Genomic DNA, 19628 nt, shown 5'->3' on the forward strand with positions numbered 1-19628 from the left:
ACAATCGTAGAAACAAGTTTGAGGCAAACTTAAGCGAAATATTCTTATTTTATTGGCTCATAGGTTTTTATTTTTAATACTATATAAGACAACAATGATTTATGGCCAATCAGATTATTGAGAATGACCTTTATGAGCAACTACTCATCAGAACTGATAGTCTGTCCTAAGTGGCGAGCCTCATTGAAAATCATTGGCAAAATAGCCTTTATCGTCATTTGTACCGGAGTCATATTTGCACTTGGGTTTTGGTTGCTGATGATGTCAAACATGGGCTCAGTCTATTTGCCAAATATCTGCAATGGCTGTCTAGATGCTTCGATCAGAATGACATTACTCGTGGTTGGTATCGGTATTTGGATGTTGGTGGCTGCTTGGATTATTTGGCACATATTGCTTTATTTCTATCATCTAATGAAAAGTAACTAATAATTGGTCAGGTTTTGATCAACGCTGATATTTGCTTTTAATGATTATGTCCAATATGACTGTTGCCAGTAGATGATTGCCCTGCAATATCGCAAACAAGAGCCTCACTATGTGAGCTGTTTTGTGGATGTGACAAGCTTTCTACTTGAATAGTCGCATGATGAATACCGAGCGCTGATAGGCTTTGTTCAAGATTGGCAATGAGGCTGCTCGACTCATGAATACTCATTTCTCCATCTACCACCACATGGCAAGATAGCGCGTTCAAGCCGCTAGTAATGCTCCAAACGTGTAGGTCATGGACTTTTTGTACTTGAGGGTGTGCGAGTAATTTTTGCTCAATGTTGACTAGCGATATGTTGGCAGGGGTGCCTTCCATTAATATATGCACAGAATCACGTACGACACGGTATCCACTGACTAATATAAGAATGGCGACAATCACGGATGCCATGGCATCTGCCCATACCCAACCAAATCCCATCATCAACAGCGCAGCGATAATAGCAGCAACAGAGCCCAGCAGATCGCTCAGTACGTGCAAATAAGCACTTTGCATATTGAGATTGACAGGTTCTTTGTTATCGGGTGTTTTTGTTAATGCGACATCGTTACTACCATGATTGTGCCCGTGTGACTCCCCACCTTGACTGCCTCGGTGCATGAGCCATGCAACTAAGATATTGACCAGCATACCGACAGTGGCAACGATTAGCATACCTTGGGTTGCGATTTCTGGTGGAGAGTTAAAGCGTTTGATCGCTTCATAAAAAATCATCAAGGCAATGATAACGAGCGTGGCGCCATTGAGGGTCGCGACCAGTATTTCAAAACGCTTATAGCCAAACGTTTTTTGATGCGTGGCTGCTTTTTCGCCAATTTTGAATGCCATTAGGGTGGCGCCAAGCGCGATGGCATCGCTTAACATATGCCCTGCATCGGATAGTAATGCCAAGCTACCAGTGAGCCAGCCGCCGATAGCTTCAATAAACATATAACCGGTGATAATAATAAAGCTAAAGAGCAAGGTGCGCTGGTAACCCTTGGTGTCTCGTGATGCTGTCTGCTGTTCTAAATGATCATCATGGTCGTGACTGTCCTCGTGATTATGAGTATCGTTACGGTCATAATCGTTACTTGAGTGCTCATGGCTATCATTTTGATGACGATGATTGTGCTCTTCAGGGTTTGGATTATTCTGATTCATAACAACACTCAAGTCAGCGAATAGCTAGGTTAAGTAAACAGTATCGATTGTAGATCGAGTAGACGTGAGATTTTGATCACATACCATTTAATGAGGGTTATAAATTTAACATAGCCAAGTATCAGAAGCTGTAACGACGAAGTAAAAATAACCAGAATGCAAAAATCATAAATATTACAAAAATTACAATGCCATGCGAAACACCTACGAATGATAAATGCCGGTTTTACCAACCAATGGGGTCAATGTCTAAGGTAAGCTTGAGATATTTAGCACTTGGTAAGGCAAGTACGGGCTGCCACCATTGATGCAATACATGGTGCAGTTGCTGCCGGTTTTTGGCTAAGAGCAGCAGCTGTGCATGATAGCGGCTATTTTTTTTACTCATCGGAGCGTCAATCGGGCCGAGGACAGCCAAATTATGGGCGCTTGGCAGATGAGAAATGGCGTCTTTGAGCGCTTGAGTGGTGGCTGCCAGCGTCTTGCCCTCACAGCGTATGAGTGCGGCATGACTGTGAGGCGGTAAGCCCATCATTTTACGTTCTTGCAATAGCTCACGGGCAAATGACAAGTAGCCATCTTTGACCAGTTTTAACAGTAGCTCGTTGTCAGGCTGTAGAGTTTGGATCAATACGCGACCAGATTTGTCGCCTCGACCAGCACGGCCTGCTACCTGAATCATGAGCTGTGCCGTATGCTCTGGTGAGCGAAAATCTGCTGATAAAAATCCGCGATCAGCATTAGGCAAGCAGACCAGCGTCACATTAGGAAAATGATGACCTTTAGCGACCATTTGTGTGCCGACTAATATAGCAGGATTGCCTTGGTGAATTTGCTGATAAATGTTCTCCCAGCTGTCTTTACGCCTTGTGGTATCACGGTCAATTTGAATAATCGGATAGAGCTCTTTACTGGTTTGGGGGTTGGCAAAGATCGCATGCAGGTTTTCACTGAGTCTGGTAGTACCCATGCCTTTGGCATCTAGGTTTTGACTGCCACAATCAGGGCATACTGTAGGAATATAAGCTTGCCAATCGCAATGATGGCACTTTAAATAAGAGCTACTTGAATAGCCGCTGCGCTGCGCTTGACTATTATAGTGAACGGTCAAATGAGCGTCACAGCGGGGACAATCTGCCTGCCAACCGCAAGCCTCGCACAATAAAACAGGGGCATAGCCACGACGATTCAAAAATATCAATACCTGATCACCGGCTTCTAGCGTTTGCTTGATTGCCCCAATCATGGAGTCTGTCAGCCCCGTGTCATAGCGAGCGCCATCATCCTGCGCTTGCTGGTGAGTGCTTTGCAGGCGCGCATCAATCAGTTGCATGGTTGCAGGCTTGGCATTGCCGGGACGAGTCAATAGTTGACACTCTACCAGTTTGCCATCTTCGACCAGTTTAAGATGCTCAAGAGAAGGCGTTGCCGTACCTAATATGACTGGAATGTTGTGCTGTAGGCCGCGATAGAGTGCGACATCAGCCGCATGATAACGCAGTGTGTCTTGCTGTTTATACGAGCCATCATGCGCCTCGTCAACGACGATCAATCCCAATGCTGCAAATGGATAGAGCACTGCTGAGCGCGTACCGATGATAATTTGTGCATGACCGGTGCGGCAGTCTTGCCAGCCTTGCAAGCGATGGGTATCAGTCAAGCCTGAATGCAACAAAACAATATGAGCGGCAAATCGACTGGCAAAGCGTGCACGTGTCTGCGGTGTGAGACCAATCTCAGGTACCAAAATAAGTACTTGCTTGCCTGCTTCTAGTACCGCCTGCATCGCTTGTAGGTAGACTTCAGTTTTGCCGCTACCAGTAATACCATTTAATAAAAAGCCAGTATAGATTTCAGACTCATGTGCAGCAACGATGGCATCAACGGCAAGTTGTTGCTCATCATTGAGATTAAGTGGCATTTTTGCCAATTTCATGGGAGAAGGGGATTGCTTGGTTTGGATATAGCGCTCAATTAGACCTTTGTCTTCGAGCGTTTTTAAAAATGCTCGCTGCATACCTTCTAGTAGCAAAACATCTTCGCTAGCACCGCGCTCACCATGTAGCTTTAACATGTCAAACTGCTGTTTTTGCTTCTTTGCATTGGCACGAAAATCATCATCAGTGATATGTGGCAATATTCGCCAATGAGTAATTAGCAGATCTAGTGGCTTGCCTTGGCGGACAAGGCTTGGCAGGATGACGGCTAAGACATCGCCGAGCGGATAATGATAATAGCGCGCCAGCCAATAGGCCAGCTTGAGCATGCTGGGATCCAAAATAGGGTCAGCATCCAAACACTTATTAATCGGTTTGATTTTATTGACGGGTACACTGCTCTCATCTTCAGAAACATGAGCAATCACGATACCAATTAAGGTTTGACGACCAAATGAAACCTCAACGCGGCTTCCAATTGGCGGCATAAGACGGTCTGGCGAAGCAAGCATATCCGCCGGTAAGCTATAGTCAAACACTCGATAAAGGGGTACGGGCAGCGCAACTTGTACCAACATAAACGGCTTCGCAGTCTTATCAGATTAATATGGATGTGAAATAGAGAAAAAGAGGCAGAGACCAATAAGCTTAGCATGATGCTAAGCTTATGATGGATTGACTGTTATAGGATTATCTAAATAATAGAACTATATAAACAAAAATTGCTATCAGTTTTAGTCAATATATAAGATAGATTCGATTTCGACCACGCCACCTTTAGGTAGGGCTGCGACTTGTACGGCAGCACGAGCAGGATATGGCTCGCTTAAGTTCGCCACAAATACTTCGTTTAAAACCGCAAAGTCACTTAAATCAGTCAAAGATACATTAAATTTAACCACGTCATTGATACTGCCACCAGCCGCTTCACAGATCGCTTTAATGTTTTCGAACACTTGCTCAGCCTGCGCTTTAAAACCTTCTCTTAATTCCATGGTTTCAGGGTCAAAACCAAGCTGACCTGAAATATAAACGGTGTTGCCAACTTTCACGGCTTGTGAGTAAGTGCCTACAGCTGCGGGAGCTTTATCCGTTTGGATCGTTTGACGAGTCATATTGTGTCCTTTTCGTATTTTATTGGGTGGTCTGTTGCACGCTAATCAGCAACAGTACCTATTATTGTTTTAGAGATTATCAAAATCTCAGCGTGATGCGTTCAAATCTGACTAGACAAAGAGCTTGCTAGACAGACAGGGTTATTATAATTGATATAGCCGTATGATGTTAGGGAAGCCGAGTAATGAGCGCAGCTCACGAATGCCTTGAGCCAAGTGATTGCGACTGCGCACGATGATGTGGATGATAGTATCACTATTACGCACGTCAACGGTCTCAACACCCATATGCAGCTGGCGCAGATGATAAATCACTTCACTGATTTGCTCATCGCTAAGCGCAATAGACAGCTTTAAGTAAGCAGGAAAACGAATTTTGCCGCTATTTTTTATATCATGCTCGTCTGTTTCACCTTGTTTTACAGCATTGTCACTACGCCAACGCAGTTGAATCACCTGATAGGGATTGTCCTTACGAATGTCGTCAAGCGAAAAGCATTTGTGTCGATGAACGACCAAGCCGTGCCGAGATAAGTGCCCAACGATAGGATCACCATAGATTGGATGACAGCAGTTAGCAAAATCAAGCTCAACCCCAGAGGCATTGGCGATCAGCTGCTGTGGCTGTGTCATGTCTTCGTTGTGTGCTTTGGCTTGCACGTCACTGACTTCATCGTTAAACAAACGAGTGACTACAAGCTGTGGCAGTAGTGTACCTGAGCTTATTTGTTCGAATAGGGCGTTTTTTTCAGTCACACCGCGCCATTCAGTCAGATCTTTCCAATCATCTTCTGTTAGGTCATCGAGCGTTTTTTGATAGGTTTTGAGGGCACGATCTAACGCTTGACGGCCATGATGCTGCTTGTCAGCGGTAGATAAGTCTTTGAACCAACGTAATATCTCTTCACGCGCTTTGTTGGTCACCACAAATCCTAACCATTCTGCTTTTGGTTCTGAGTGACTGTTTATCTCAATTTCAACGGACTGTCCGTTTTTTACCACGGTACCGAGTTTTGCTGCTTTATCATCGATATTGGCACCGACAGCGACGTTACCGACCATAGGCCCGACTGCGTAAGCAAAGTCTAGCGCGGTTGCCCCTTGTGGTAGCTCATAAGCACGACCTTGCGGGCTATAACAAATAATCTTACTCGAATGCAAATAATCCATTAGCTCATTAATAGTCGAGACCGCTGCCGAAAAGTTAGGACTGTTTTCATTTAAGTTGTCTTCATCGACCAAGTCTTTCATGTTACGCAGTGACGCTTGAATAACCGATTGACTCACATCAGAAGCATGCTCTGCACCGATAACACCGAGCCTTGCAGCACTTTGCATTTGCTTGGTCAAGATCGTCACTTTTACGACATCGTTGTCGCGCTCGTAAATGAGCGTGAGTGATTGATTGCCACCTGGTAACGGCCTGCGAATGTTATCCGCAATATGCGTATCATCAATTTGATACTTTTTAATAAGGTAATACGCCAACTTATCACAAGCTTCGATATTGTCGAGGACAATCTCAAATGCATAGTGACGTAGCAGCGTGTTGATTTCTCCGCGATTGCGGAAAAACTGACGGTAAATAACCACGCGGTTGTCTAATACTTTGACCAGTCCGTTGAGCCCCAAGTTATTGAGCACGATACTCAGATAACGATGAATGGCTTCTCTTTGGAAATTACGCCCAAGTCCATGCTGTAGCAGCTTGTCAGATATCTTGTTGTACATGTCAGAATCAAGGTTACGATAACACAGCACCTCAATATAATCAGCGATATCATTAAGACCCATCAAGCGTGCAAATGGCACATAAAAATCTAACGTTTCTTGTGCTGTCGTACGTTGTTTTTCAGGGCGCACGGCATCAAGCGTGGACATATTATGCAGACGGTCAGCAAGCTTAATGATCAGTACACGTGGATCTGCGAGTGTGGCTGTTAAAATTTTGTGAAAGGTCGCTGCTTTGTTTTGTTGTTTATTATGAGATGACGATTTTAGCTTCGTCACACCATCGACCAGCCTAGCCACTATCTTGCCATAGCGCTGCTCGAGCTGCTCGTCACTCACGTCGGTGTCTTCGACCGTGTCATGCAAAATCGCTGCAATAATCGTATCTCGATCTAAGCGAAAGCCAGCCAGTATCTCAGCCACTGCGATAGGGTGAGTGATATAAGGTTCCCCTGATTTACGCTTGTCTTTAATGTGCGCAATATCACCGAACTCACAGGCATCAACAATGTCACGGCGCTCAGCAGCAGTGAGATAACCGACTGAACGCAGCAAGTTATATTGAGCGTCATCGACGAGATGATGACTGAGTTTGGGTAGGGTTTGACTCATAAATGACGATCCTATTTTCCATGACTGACTGACTTGATCCTGGATCGAAGTAAGCAGTGAATGGTGACTGAATATTGACCAACCATACGTAATTTAAGTAGGGATAGGCCATCCTCTAATTAATCGCAAATCGCATTCAATGTCAACTGATAAGCGAGTAGGCGATGAAAAAATTTGACTCAGTGGGCTATTTTGATAGATAAATGGCTATCAAAACAGCAAATACAATACAGTTACAACCAAAAAACCACAGCCTATGCTGTGGTCTTTGTTATCAATAAAGGTCATGTTTATCTTATAAAGCCATTATCAGCTTCAAAGACTTGATAAAACAAACCTTATCAAGAATAGCTTTTTAGAAGCTATGATCGCCTGATAATGCCAAATCAAGTGAGCTTGTTGCAAAGTTATGCTCTGGTTGATTTAGAATGTCGCGGGTGATTTTGCCAGCGGCAATTTCACGTAACGCCAATACTGTAGGCTTGTCGTTATCGACATCAACCAACGGCTCGGCAATACCTTTGGCCAATTGACGGGCGCGTTTGCTTGCGACCAAAATTAGCTCAAAGCGATTATCAACATTATCCAAACAATCTTCAATCGTCACTCGTGCCATAAATAGCTACCTCGGTTGTTTTTATTAGCCACGGACCTTGCCCGCCACTCAATAAAAATAATATCAAATACATAAAGGGGGATAACTAAATATTATAGCATTTTTTGCCAAGTCGCGTAGTTGCTTTTTATATCTACTTATTAGATAAGCAACTGACGAGCATTGTAGCCTAGTTTACTCTTCTACTTGCTTATTTAGCAAGTTGCTAATCGTGCGATGATAACGTTGTTGCTGACGGCTAAGGGTTTGTCTATCCGCCACAATAATCGCTTTTAGCTCAGCTAAGGCTACGTCAAAATTATCATTGATCACCACATAGTCAGCATTCACGTATTGTGCCATTTCGGTGACCGCGCCAGCTAGACGGCGCTCTATCACCTCTACAGAATCCTGCGCACGGGTTGAGAGACGTTGGCGCAATGTAGCAATACTAGGTGGTAGAATGAAAATCATAATGGCATCGGCAAAGATATTTCTGATTTGCGTCGCCCCTTGCCAGTCAATCTCCAAAATAACATCAATACCCGCCGCTAGCTGGGTACGTACACTTTCCTCTGACGTGCCATAGTAGTTGCCAAATACTTCTGCATGCTCTAAAAATAGACCCGCATTGATACCATTGGTAAAACTCTCGGTATCTATAAAATGATAGTGCTGACCATCAATCTCGCCTGGGCGTGGGGTGCGAGTCGTATGTGAGACACTGACCGTTAAGTCGTTGGTCGTAGCAAGCAGTTGCTTAACCAGTGAGGTCTTGCCTGTACCTGAGGCGGCAGTAACAATAAATAATGAACCTGTCATACAATTTATCCTAAGAGAATATGTGCTAGTAAAATGCGTCTTAGTAATAGACTAAAAAACGATTCAGTCAATGGTAGAGACTGGAAAAAAGAAAAAATGCCATCATGTATGGCGATAGAAATCATAATAGTTGCGTCATTATAAACTGCTTTTATGTGAGATAAAGCGGGTTTTGCAATATGTAGTTAGCATGTTGATGTTTGCACCTGACATATTGCAATGAGCGCACTGCTATTTTTGAGGGCAATAAAATTAAATTATGCTAAAGTAGAGCATTGATTTTGCCCCAACTTTTGAATCAAAGCTTTTATACATAAGCTTTAGATATAAATTATCCGACGATAGGCCTTTTTATGCAAATTTATCTTGCTAATCCCCGTGGATTTTGTGCTGGTGTGGACCGTGCGATTGCGATTGTGAATGAAGCACTAACACGTTTTGAGCCACCCATCTATGTCCGTCATGAAGTTGTACATAATAAATTTGTGGTGTCGGATTTGGCCAATCGGGGCGCGGTGTTTGTTGAAGAGCTTCACGAAGTACCGGACGGGTCTGTGGTGATTTTCTCTGCTCACGGCGTCTCTAAAGCAGTCGAAGATGAGGCTGGTCGTCGTGATATTACTGTATTTGATGCCACTTGCCCTTTGGTCACTAAAGTACATATCGAAGTGGCAAAATTTGCACAAGACGGTATGGATGCGGTATTGATAGGACATGCCGGACATCCGGAGGTCGAAGGCACTATGGGTCGATTTAATGCAAAAAACGGTGGGCAAATCCATTTAGTGGAAGATGAAGCTGATGTTGCTGCTCTAACTGTGGAAAATGCCGAACGCTTGGCATTCGTAACCCAAACGACCCTATCGATGGATGATACGGCTCGCGTTATTGATGCACTGCGTGAAAAGTTCCCTAGTATTCAAGGCCCTCGCAAAGATGACATTTGTTATGCCACCCAAAACCGCCAAGATGCGGTCAAAGATTTGGCCAGTCGCTGCGAAGTCGTTTTAGTTGTCGGCTCGCCAAACTCGTCAAACTCTAATCGTCTGCGCGAGCTAGCAGAGCGTATGAACTGCCGTGCGTATCTAATCGATAACGCTAGTGAGATGGATAAGCGTTGGTTGGATGGTGTGCAGAGTATCGGTGTGACTGCTGGTGCATCCGCGCCTGAAGTGCTGATCCAAGAAGTGTTACAACAGTTGCAGGACTGGGGTGGCGATCTGCCTAGTGAGCTATCTGGTATTGAAGAAAACGTAACGTTTAGTTTGCCAAAAGCCTTACGGATTCCTATCACCCAAGTTGGTAAGTAATTAGGACACGCCATCGTATTTGTATGAATCGTCATTTATATGGATAAGCTCGCATGAAAGAACCAAAAGCCAGATTTGTATTGGCAGAAGCCACGCTCGCTGAAGTGAATAAGCAACTGAAACTCAATATGCTCGTGATGGTGGCAGTGGTCTTTGTACTGTTTATGAATATCATGAAGTTTATGGCAGAAAAAAGCGTTCTTTATGCTGTACTCGCAGTCATAATGATTTGCTTACTGTTTTTCATACAAAAAGCTCGCGGTATTCTTATACTAAGAAAACAAGAGCTTACCCATAAATAGACAGTACAAGCATAAATAAAAAATATAGGTGAAAGTGCCAAATATAGGATAGCTATGACTGCTTATTACAAATTTATTAAACGCGAACAGCCAGAGGACGACGTCAGTGTGGCGTATTATCAGCCAACCAAGCATGCACAAGGCGCTTGGAATGAGCACGAGCAGCATATGGCACCAGCGACAGGTCTTCTGACAGCTGAGATTAATAACTTTGCGCCGCAAGCCAATACCCGTATTGCTCGTATCAGTCTTGATATTTTAGGCCTCATACCGCTCGATGACTTTACCATTACTACTCGCTGCATCCGACCCGGTAAAACCATTGAATTGATTGAAGCGGTTATGAGTAGCCGAGGCCGTGATGCCATCATTGCAAGAGCATGGCGACTGATTACGCAAGATACCAGTGAGATTGCCGGACTTGAAGATCAACCAGCAAAATATAAACCTGAAGAGTTACCCGTTTGGGAAGACATGAAAGGCTGGCCGGGCGGCTTTATTGAAAGCGTACGTCTAGTGGCGACAGAGGATCGTCGACCCGGACGCGGCATGGTATGGATCACCAATGATATCGATATGGTGGAAGGTGAGCTGACTGATGATTTGGTGCATCTATTAGGTATGGTCGATACTGCCAATGGTGTTGTACCAAGATTGGGTCTTGGATTGTCTAAGTTAGAATGGATGTTCCCTAATACGGATTTGCAAATCCATATGCATCGCGCTCCGAAAGGTCGTTGGTTAGGTATTGAAGCCGTACAACAGTATGGCGATGATGGTATTGGCTTGACCAGTGCAGTATTGCACGATGTATACGGGCCGTTCGGTCGTAGTGAACAAATTCTCACCATTCGTCCGATGCCACGTTAAAAGAGAAAGAATTATTTATCTGGTGATTTTGGAAAACGAAACGATATGTTGTAATCAATTAATTATACAAATATTGGAGAAATGGTTTTAATAGTAACTAATAAGAAGATATTACCAACCAGACGATATCAATCGACATAGAGGTTATTATGAAAGCACATACTCAATTTTCAAAAAAACTAACGACTATTTGGGAGTTATTGATAGAAGTTTATTCAGAATAGTGGTTAGCTTTTGTTCTTACGCTAAAAAACGATCGATACTAGAACACCGCCTTGACAAACAAGTGCGGTGTTTTTTATTGAATAGAGCTTTTGAGCTTGAATTTTTTCTCAATGACCCTATTAGTATAGACAGTTTAACGGTATCACATACGGCAGGTTCTCTAACATTATGAGAGCGGCCTTAGTGAGTATATCGTTATCTGATAATAGGTCTTTCATAGAATTTAAAGGAGTTTTTATGAGTGAAGCAACTCAAGCTGAAGGTCTGAATCCAGAATTAAAAAAACATACGTTTGAAGCGGAAGTGGCGCAGTTACTGCATTTGGTCACGCATTCACTATATTCTAACGCGGATATTTTCGTCCGTGAGCTCGTATCTAACGCGTCAGATGCTTGTGATAAGCTGCGCTTTGAAGCGACCAATGATGACAGCCTTTATGAAGATGATGGCGAATTAAAAATCCGTATTGCTATCGATGAGGAAGCTAAAACCATCACCTTTACCGATAACGGTATTGGCATGAACGAAGCGGATGCCATCGAAAACTTGGGTACGATTGCTAAATCAGGCACCAAAGCATTTTTGGATAAACTGTCTGAATCACAAAAACAAGATGGTCAATTGATTGGTCAGTTCGGTGTTGGTTTCTACTCTGGTTTTATCGTGGCTGATACTATCAGCGTTGAATCGCGCAAAGCGGGTGAGCCTGCGGATAAAGGCGTGCGCTGGGTGTCAGATGGTACTGGTAGCTTTACTGTTGAGCCTATTACCAAAGACGCGCGCGGTACAGCGATTACTTTGCACCTAAAAGAAGAATATAGCGAGGGCGAAGATAACTACCTAGATCGCAGCAAAATCAAGCGTTTGGTCAATAAATACTCTGACCATATCAGCTTGCCTATTCAGATGCGTAAAGAGATCTGGCAGGAAGACGTAAAAGAAGACGAAAACGATGATACGCCTGCTGGTGGCCAGATGGTACTCACTGATGAGTGGGAGACCATCAATAAAGCCAGTGCACTATGGACTCGCTCAAGCTCTGAAATCGACGATGATGAGTATGTCGATTTTTATAAGAATATCTCTTATGACATGGATGGGCCGCTTACTTGGACGCATAACCGTGTCGAAGGCCGTGTACAGTATACGCAGCTTTTATATATCCCTAAAAGAGCACCGATGGATCTATACACTCGCGAGCAGCAGCACGGTCTAAAGCTTTATGTAAAACGCGTCTTTATCATGGATGAAGCTGAGCAGCTACTACCGATGTATTTGCGTTTTGTGAAAGGGGTCATCGATTCAGCCGACTTGCCATTGAACGTGAGCCGTGAGCTACTACAAGAGTCGCGCGATGTAAAATCTATCCGTGATGGTAACGCCCGCCGTATCTTGACTTTGCTGGCCAGCCTTGCCAATAGCGAAGACAGTGAGAAGCAAGAGAAATTTGCCCAGTTCTATGCAGAGTTCGGCGATGTCATCAAAGAGGGCTTGGGTGAAGACGCCGGTAATAAAGAACGTATTGCTAAGCTATTACGTTATGCCACCAGCACGCAAGATGGTCTTGAGACCAGCTTTGAAGATTATAAAGGCCGTATGAAAGATGGGCAAAAAGCGATCTACTACCTCACCGCTGATAATCTAGCTGCCGCAAAAAACAGCCCGCAACTTGAGCTGTTTAAGAAAAAAGGCATCGAGGTTATTTTGATGACCAGCCGTGTCGACGAATGGGCAATGAACTTCTTAACCTCATTCGATAACACGCCGCTGCAAAACATCGCGAAAGGCGCAGTAGATCTAGGCGATTTGCAAGATGAAGCAGAAAAAGCCGAAGCACAGAAGGCCGAAGAAACTTTAAAGCCTGTCGTTGATAAGCTTAAAACTGCGTTAGGTGAGCGTGCTAAAGATGTCAAAGTCTCAACGCGTTTGGTTGATAGCCCTGCTTGCTTAGTCGTTGGTGAAGGTGAGCTATCACCGCAAATGATCCAGATGCTACAACAAATGGGTCAGGATGTGCCAGCAAGTAAGCCAACGCTAGAGGTCAACCCTGATCATCCACTGATTAAGAAGCTTGAGAGCAGCGAGCAGTTTGATGATTTGGCGCAAGTCATTTTTGATCAAGCATTGTTAGCAGATGGCGGTCAGTTAGAAGATCCAGCCGCTTATCTAAAGCGCGTTAATGAGCTATTGATGAGATAATGTCTGGTAATTGATGTAAAAGGAGGTCTTGTCTGCAAGGCCTCCTTTTTTATTGAGGTTTATGGTCATATTTGAATGAATTTTACAAATCATCCTTATCCTCTTGACCGACAATCCGTTACAATCGCGATAGATTAGCGAGCTAAACTATTAGTTAATGCTAGTCATCTTCGATAAACATTCCATCGTGAATTCAATATAAATAGATGTCTACAGCCGTGAAAAAATCGTAAGTCGATTACATAAAACGGCGACGACATCATGATAGTTATCATTGGGTCATTTTATTTTTCTCGACTGGCTAGAGGTCTAAGTCTTTGTCACTTACGTCGTTAAAAACCGTATCGCTCCAGCGTTTTTCGCTCAATTTCGCTGCCAATATTATCGCAACTTTGTGGATGTTGGTGGGTTCAACTCGGGCGTTTTCTTGGGTAAAGCCCACCTTTATACAGTTTGCTGTATTTGCCTTATTGGCACTTGGTAGTAATGTCCTATTTTCGTGGTTAGCGGCTGAAAGTAGCAGTACGTTCAATGAGCAAGGCTTGGTCAGTTATTTGATCTGGCCGATGATTATTTTATTAAGTGGTATTATCTTGGCACGGCGAGCGAGCAATCAGACACTGGTTTTTGTGCCTGTTGTTCTTTGGTTGGTTGCTGATACTTTATCCGCATTACTACAGAGTTTGGTACAGTTTTTTGGTAGCTATGGCTGGTTACCTGAATGGAGTTACTCGTTTTTACCCATACTATTTTTGGTATTGTTTTTATGGCAGACGCTCGCTTTGCTATGGATTTTTTCTCGTCGCCTGCGCATACCATGGTGGGAGCGAATTATTATCCTAGTTGGTGCCGTGGCATTGTTGACGATCTGGCAGCGCAATGTCGCTGATCAGCCTATCTTTAAGCAAATTCCGGTAGAGCCTGTGTTAGAAGAGGCAGCACTATATGAGCAGCCCCGGCTGTTGCAGCAAGCATTAAATAGTATAGACCCAAGTATCGATGGCAAAACCGACTGGTACTTTATGGGTGTGGCGGGGTTCTCTGGTCAAAACGTCTTTCGTTCTGAGATCAATAAGGTACGCGAGCTGTTTGATGTGCGTTTTGGGACCAGCGGGCACTCGTTGTCTTTGATTAACAATACCTATAGTTGGCTGGATGAGCCAATCGCAACCAAAACCAGTATCCTACGCGGATTGAAAAAAATTGGTCAGCAGATGAATGCTGATGAAGATGTGTTGTTTTTGACGTTGTCTTCACATGGTAACGAGGATATCGTTCAGTTAGCGAATCCGCCAATCGCGATGGATAATCTCGATGCCACATGGCTGCGCGAAGCGTTGGATGCGTCAGGTATTCGCTGGCGGGTGATTGTGGTTTCTGCTTGTTATTCAGGGTCGTTCATCGATGAACTGGCGTCTCCGACCACAGTGGTAATAACGGCATCAGCCGCTGATAAAGCATCGTTTGGCTGTACCAATACGGCTGAGATGACGTATTTTGGTCAAGCATTTTTTGCTGAAAGCTTGCGAGGAAATACCAGTTTTGAGTCCGCTTTCAAGGATGCTCGTATACGTGTCAATGAGCGTGAGAGCGCAATGGGATTTGAGCCATCAGAGCCGCAGATGGTAATCGGTAGTTTGATGGAAACCGCCTTACCTGCGTTTGAGCAAGTGCTGTTTGATAAAGCGCGACCTTCAGTTGCGAGTATTACGAATAATACTGCTTCTACGACCGTTAATGTTTTACCTGAAACTACTACTAATCTATCGGTAGGCGAAGTAGATGCAGCTATCGAATAAATATGAGAAATGATCTAGTAACTGGCAAATGCTAGTATCAAATAACAAGCACTTATTAAACGCTATCGTTGGTTTTTTGAATAAAAAGGATATCACTCATGCAAAATTCTTATAGTCATAGTTTGTCTAACAATAAGCAGCTTACGCAAAAAAGTGTGAATCGCTGTTTTGATGGTGAGCAGCATTATTATAGCCATGAATCAAAAGCCACCCAGTCTCCAATGACGTTCAGTATTTATTTGCCTGACGAAGCGTTGGCTGGACGACGTTGTCCTGCGATATTGTATCTATCAGGTCTGACGTGTAACGCAGACAATGTGACGCATAAAGGGCACTTTCAACAAAAATGTAGCGAGCTTGGTATTATTTTTATTGCCCCTGATACCTCTCCACGTAGCCATGCTGATATCGATGTGGCTGATGATGAGCGCTATTTTGTTGGTCAAGGTGCAGGTTATTATGTAGATGCCACTCAAGCACCATGGGCGCAGCATTTCAATATGGAAACCTACATCGTTGATGAGTTGTATGATTTGCTACGTGTAGAGTTCCCAATTATCAATATGGGTATCATGGGACACTCAATGGGCGGACACGGGTCATTGTTATTAGGCTTCAAGCACCCCAGTAAGTTTATTAGTGTCTCAGCCATGTCGCCTGTGTGTGCAGCCAGTGAGTCGTCATGGGGGCAACAAGCGTATACCGAGTATTTCGGCGAAGACAAAGCCCTGTGGGAACACTTTGATGCCTCAAAAGTCATTGCAAACTCAGGTCAGCAGTATGTCAGTATTTTGGTGGATCAAGGCGGCGCTGATAACTTCTTAGCAGAAGGTCAGCTACAGACTTCTAAACTCCAAGAGGCCTGCGAAAAAGCCAAGCAACCACTGACACTACGTTATCACGCTGGACATGATCACAGCTATTATTTTATACAAAGCATGATGAATGATCATATCGAGCATCATTGGCATATGGCTCAACTGAGTTAAGATACCGTGCAGGCGACCGTGATACATTTTTGACGATCTCATTCATGCTCAACAGGTGACTTTTATGGCAAGTTATCAAGATTTGACCGCTTCTAATATAAAAGATAAATCAGAAGATGCAGGCTCTACAAAGGCTACTATGAAGGCTGATATGGATGCAGCTTTGGCAAAAAATCAACATGATGTCGATAGCGACTACGTGTCCGAAGGGAAAGCAAAAGAGTATATCGCAAAAACCGTCAACGACGCTGGCAATAGAGTACTTGATGACGTACAAATATCTCGCGTGATAGAGATGGCATGGGAAGATAGAACGCCATTCGGTGCGATAGAGCATAGCTACGGTCTCGATGAGACTGCGGTTATCAAACTCATGCGCCAAGAGCTAAAGCCGTCATCCTTTCGCTTATGGCGTCAGCGAGTGAGTAATCGCGCTACCAAGCATGAGGCAAAGCGCTCTTTTGAAGTTGGCCGCGCTTATTGTAAGACCCAATACAAGCAGCGCTAAACAACTAAGTATTTAACACCAATATGTCAAAGGCTCGCAGCATATGTGAGCCGATTAGAATTTTTTAATTTACCAATATTTTATATAAACATGACTTAGGTAGCCCAATTATGAACAGTCCTGCTAAACCTTATCTTATTGCACCGTCGATCCTCTCAGCTGATTTCGCGCGGCTGGGCGAAGAAGTGGAGAAGGTACTAGAGTCGGGTGCCGATGTGATTCATTTTGATGTAATGGACAACCATTATGTACCCAATTTGACGTTTGGTAGCATGATTTGTAAGGCATTGCGTGACTATGGTGTTGAAGCGCCAATTGATGTGCATCTGATGGTTTCACCTGTCGATAGTATGATTGAGCAGTTTTTGGAAGCAGGGGCGAGTATCGTTACCTTTCATCCAGAGGCCAGTCATCACATTGATCGCTCACTTCAACTTATCAAAGATGGCGGTGCAGAGTGCGGTTTGGTATTGAACCCAGCGACCCCATTACATTATCTTGATTATGTCATGGATAAAGTAGATCAGATTTTATTAATGAGTGTGAATCCTGGCTATGGTGGACAGTCGTTTATCGATAGTACTTTAGATAAAGTCCGCCAGGTACGTCAGCGTATCATTACTAGTGGTCGAGACATTCGATTGGAAGTTGATGGTGGTATTAAAGCCAGCAATATCCGTGCGATTGCTGAAGCAGGCGCTGATATGTTTGTTGCGGGTTCTGCGATTTTTAATCAAGAAGATTATAAAGCGGCTATTGATGAGATGCGCGCAGAGTTGTTATTAGCAAACAACAGCTAGCAAGTGTTGGATGGTTAATAAACGCTATTAGCCATTCAACAATACTATTAAAATGTGCTATATAACTTATGACTAGATAACGGTCAGTCACGTAAAGGTGAAATATGGACACAAAACATTCTAGCAGTTCGGCAGACCCTTCTGAGCAAGCAAACTCTCATGAAGCGTTGAATCAGCAGGCTAGGCAGTCAAGAAGTGAGACACCGCAACGTAGCTTAGTGCCCAAAAGCATTACCATTGGCATGGCTATGTTTGCACTGGTACTTAGCTTGGCAGGTTATGGCTTTCGCCTGATGGTGGGTGATGATGTCGGAACAGTGTTGCGCCATGCAGCGGTCATTGTGCCTGCGTTCATGTTAGGTATTCCACTATTTTTTTTAGTGGGTTCTCGCATACTCAATAAAGTCAAAGGCCTGCATATCGAGAGTTGGAATGCCATTAGTTTGGGCTATTTGACCTCTTGTATATCGATGCTATGGCTGATGGGTACTTATAGTTAAATGCTTTAGCAGATAGTATCTATTCATAAATATAGCGTTGTAATATTCTCATAAGCTATTTTCTATACTTTTTTAATCGTTAAGCCTTGCTTTGTAAGTATGGCTGGAATTTTATATGCGAATTGTACCGGCCAGTATTGCCAAAATTATATATCCTAAAGACTTACCAAATGGCCTGTTTACTAGCTTAATCATAGCTTGTCTTTTGATGGGGCTCGCTTCACTGCGTAACGGGACAGATTTACAGGGTTGGCTCAATGTTATTGAGAACTGGCTGCTGATGTTATTGATACTTCCGACTGCAACGGCGACTGTTGCTCTGCCTTTTAAATACCGTGATCCCACCCTTGAGCTAAAGCTGGTCTATTACCTTGGGATGTTCGTTGCTTTCTTATTTACGTTAGCGAAACTGCGCTATTGGCGCTAATGTGTCCTTATTGCAAGGTATCTAGGTTTGTTTTTATAGTGAAGACTTATGTGATAGCCCTTGAATTCTAGTGTTAAAGCGTCCATTGTATGAGTAAGACAGATTTACCCGCGTTACTGTAAGATGATAGATTTGCCGAATGAGTTTGTTTTCAATCAATAACTGCTTTGCAATGACTAGTTTCTCTACCAGTACTAAACGGGATAATAAGGAACATATTAATGCCATATGATATCGATAACGATATAGAAGTAGACAACGAAAGTAGCGATCAATTTGCAGGGTTCGCCAAAGAAACCACATTAGAGCTGGTGGAAGCAGATGATGGTAGATTGTTGTTGCGTGATGCCGAGCAAGACGAAGCGCCGCTAATGACTATCGACTTTTCTGACAAACTAAAAGAGCTACTTGGTAGCGATACTCAAGCCATTGGTCAACATATGATTCATGCTGCGATTCAGGTTATTATGCAAAAGCAGATGAGTAAGTGGCATGCGCATGTGTATGATAAAGAACCAACGCACTACAGTTGATCTTTAGGGTATTAGCGAGCTGAAGATAGCTAAATATACAAGCATGAAAAAAGGGTTTATCAATTGATAAACCCTTTTTTCGTTCAAATAGTACCATTTATAAAATGGAGATTATTTGATTTTAGCTTCTTTAAAGATCACGTGCTGGCGTACTTTTGGATCAAACTTTTTGATTTCCATTTTGCCAGGCATAGTGCGCTTGTTTTTAGTAGTGGTGTAGTAATACCCAGTACCAGCTGTTGATACTAATTTAATTTTATCTCTCATGATAGCTTTCCTGTAAATGAGGGGTCTTCAAACGATAGGTACGTGTCTAGAAGAATAAGTCGCTACCTACAATGTAGCAAAACGGCAGCTAAATAATGAGAGTCATCACTCAGCTGCTATTTTTAACTTAAACTTTTTGACCTTGTGCGCGTAGATCCGCTAACACTTTATCGATACCAAGTTTGTCAATGATGCGCATACCTTTGGTAGACACACGTAGACGTACAAAGCGGTTTTCAGACTCTACCCAAAAACGATGGTTGTGAAGGTTTGGTAGAAAGCGACGACGGGTTTTGTTGTTTGCATGCGAAACATTATTACCCACCATAGGGCGCTTTCCAGTCACTTGGCAAACTCGAGACATGGCGAACTCCTAATCTATGAGGTATGAGTTTTTCTCATACCAGTCTGGGCAAGTTGCACGTTTTTGCGGCATGGACACAGCAAGCGG

The 19628-nt window shown here is 43.5% G+C and carries 20 protein-coding genes; 12 read left to right on the plus strand and 8 right to left on the minus strand.

The genetic code is table 11. The annotated features are described in order from the left end of the window. The first annotated feature begins 132 nt into the window (after window positions 1-132). On the plus strand, window positions 133-429 hold the full coding sequence (locus tag I3255_RS06230; protein ID WP_238037955.1) for a hypothetical protein: 297 nt from the start codon (window positions 133-135) through the stop codon (window positions 427-429). Between the two features lie 37 nt (window positions 430-466). Here the strand turns inward: I3255_RS06230 and I3255_RS06235 are convergent, their stop codons facing one another. The 6 genes from I3255_RS06235 to gmk form a co-directional block, all read right to left on the minus strand. Beyond that, a complete protein-coding gene (locus I3255_RS06235) occupies window positions 467-1636 on the minus strand; it encodes a cation diffusion facilitator family transporter (RefSeq protein ID WP_238037957.1) in 1170 nt (389 codons plus the stop codon). 226 nt (window positions 1637-1862) lie between these two features. After that, window positions 1863-4151 (minus strand): primosomal protein N', encoded by a 2289-nt coding sequence (locus I3255_RS06240; RefSeq protein ID WP_238037959.1) that lies wholly within the window; start codon window positions 4149-4151, stop codon window positions 1863-1865. A gap of 156 nt (window positions 4152-4307) precedes the next feature. Beyond that, window positions 4308-4688 carry a RidA family protein gene (locus tag I3255_RS06245; protein WP_058024599.1) on the minus strand — a complete coding sequence of 127 codons (381 nt, stop codon included), beginning with the start codon at window positions 4686-4688 and terminating at the stop codon, window positions 4308-4310. Window positions 4689-4832: 144 nt separating this feature from the next. After that, complete coding sequence (locus I3255_RS06250; RefSeq protein WP_075107190.1) at window positions 4833-7031, minus strand: HD domain-containing protein; 2199 nt, start codon at window positions 7029-7031, stop codon at window positions 4833-4835. Window positions 7032-7386: 355 nt separating this feature from the next. Further along, complete coding sequence (gene rpoZ, locus I3255_RS06255; protein ID WP_057761396.1) at window positions 7387-7647, minus strand: DNA-directed RNA polymerase subunit omega; 261 nt, start codon at window positions 7645-7647, stop codon at window positions 7387-7389. A gap of 174 nt (window positions 7648-7821) precedes the next feature. Then, window positions 7822-8448, minus strand: a complete 627-nt coding sequence (gene gmk / locus I3255_RS06260) for a guanylate kinase (protein ID WP_238037962.1) — start codon at window positions 8446-8448, stop codon at window positions 7822-7824. A gap of 353 nt (window positions 8449-8801) precedes the next feature. Between gmk and ispH the strand changes: the two genes are divergently transcribed. The 11 genes from ispH to I3255_RS06315 all read left to right on the plus strand — a co-directional run bounded on the left by ispH (window position 8802) and on the right by I3255_RS06315 (window position 18910). Further along, window positions 8802-9758, plus strand: a complete 957-nt coding sequence (gene ispH / locus I3255_RS06265) for a 4-hydroxy-3-methylbut-2-enyl diphosphate reductase (RefSeq protein ID WP_238037964.1) — start codon at window positions 8802-8804, stop codon at window positions 9756-9758. A gap of 53 nt (window positions 9759-9811) precedes the next feature. Further along, the gene (locus I3255_RS06270) at window positions 9812-10060 is read left to right on the plus strand and encodes a hypothetical protein (RefSeq protein WP_058024603.1); all 249 of its coding nucleotides are present in this window, start codon (window positions 9812-9814) and stop codon (window positions 10058-10060) included. 54 nt (window positions 10061-10114) lie between these two features. Next, on the plus strand, window positions 10115-10930 hold the full coding sequence (locus I3255_RS06275) for a thioesterase family protein (RefSeq protein WP_238037967.1): 816 nt from the start codon (window positions 10115-10117) through the stop codon (window positions 10928-10930). 462 nt (window positions 10931-11392) lie between these two features. Beyond that, window positions 11393-13354 (plus strand): molecular chaperone HtpG, encoded by a 1962-nt coding sequence (htpG, locus tag I3255_RS06280; RefSeq protein ID WP_238037970.1) that lies wholly within the window; start codon window positions 11393-11395, stop codon window positions 13352-13354. 317 nt (window positions 13355-13671) lie between these two features. Continuing rightward, the gene (locus I3255_RS06285; protein WP_238037973.1) at window positions 13672-15153 is read left to right on the plus strand and encodes a C13 family peptidase; all 1482 of its coding nucleotides are present in this window, start codon (window positions 13672-13674) and stop codon (window positions 15151-15153) included. Between the two features lie 98 nt (window positions 15154-15251). Next, window positions 15252-16142: an S-formylglutathione hydrolase gene (fghA, locus tag I3255_RS06290; protein WP_238037976.1), complete on the plus strand. Its 891-nt coding sequence runs from the start codon at window positions 15252-15254 to the stop codon at window positions 16140-16142. Window positions 16143-16368: 226 nt separating this feature from the next. Continuing rightward, window positions 16369-16650 carry a TIGR03643 family protein gene (locus tag I3255_RS14945; protein ID WP_346268620.1) on the plus strand — a complete coding sequence of 94 codons (282 nt, stop codon included), beginning with the start codon at window positions 16369-16371 and terminating at the stop codon, window positions 16648-16650. A gap of 110 nt (window positions 16651-16760) precedes the next feature. Next, window positions 16761-17450 carry a ribulose-phosphate 3-epimerase gene (gene rpe / locus I3255_RS06300; protein ID WP_238037980.1) on the plus strand — a complete coding sequence of 230 codons (690 nt, stop codon included), beginning with the start codon at window positions 16761-16763 and terminating at the stop codon, window positions 17448-17450. Window positions 17451-17554: 104 nt separating this feature from the next. Then, complete coding sequence (locus tag I3255_RS06305) at window positions 17555-17950, plus strand: hypothetical protein (RefSeq protein WP_238037983.1); 396 nt, start codon at window positions 17555-17557, stop codon at window positions 17948-17950. A 115-nt stretch (window positions 17951-18065) separates the two neighbouring features. Further along, window positions 18066-18377: a hypothetical protein gene (locus I3255_RS06310; protein ID WP_058024609.1), complete on the plus strand. Its 312-nt coding sequence runs from the start codon at window positions 18066-18068 to the stop codon at window positions 18375-18377. A gap of 221 nt (window positions 18378-18598) precedes the next feature. Beyond that, complete coding sequence (locus I3255_RS06315; RefSeq protein WP_101205798.1) at window positions 18599-18910, plus strand: hypothetical protein; 312 nt, start codon at window positions 18599-18601, stop codon at window positions 18908-18910. Between the two features lie 111 nt (window positions 18911-19021). On the opposite strand, the gene rpmG is transcribed toward I3255_RS06315, so the two are convergent. Both rpmG and rpmB read right to left on the minus strand, forming a co-directional pair. Continuing rightward, window positions 19022-19177, minus strand: coding sequence for a 50S ribosomal protein L33 (rpmG, locus tag I3255_RS06320; RefSeq protein WP_010201403.1), 156 nt, complete (start codon window positions 19175-19177; stop codon window positions 19022-19024). 127 nt (window positions 19178-19304) lie between these two features. Further along, on the minus strand, window positions 19305-19541 hold the full coding sequence (gene rpmB / locus I3255_RS06325; protein WP_057761372.1) for a 50S ribosomal protein L28: 237 nt from the start codon (window positions 19539-19541) through the stop codon (window positions 19305-19307). Window positions 19542-19628 lie beyond the last annotated feature (87 nt).

The organism is Psychrobacter sp. Ps6 (assembly GCF_022129235.1).
Classification (GTDB): domain Bacteria; phylum Pseudomonadota; class Gammaproteobacteria; order Pseudomonadales; family Moraxellaceae; genus Psychrobacter.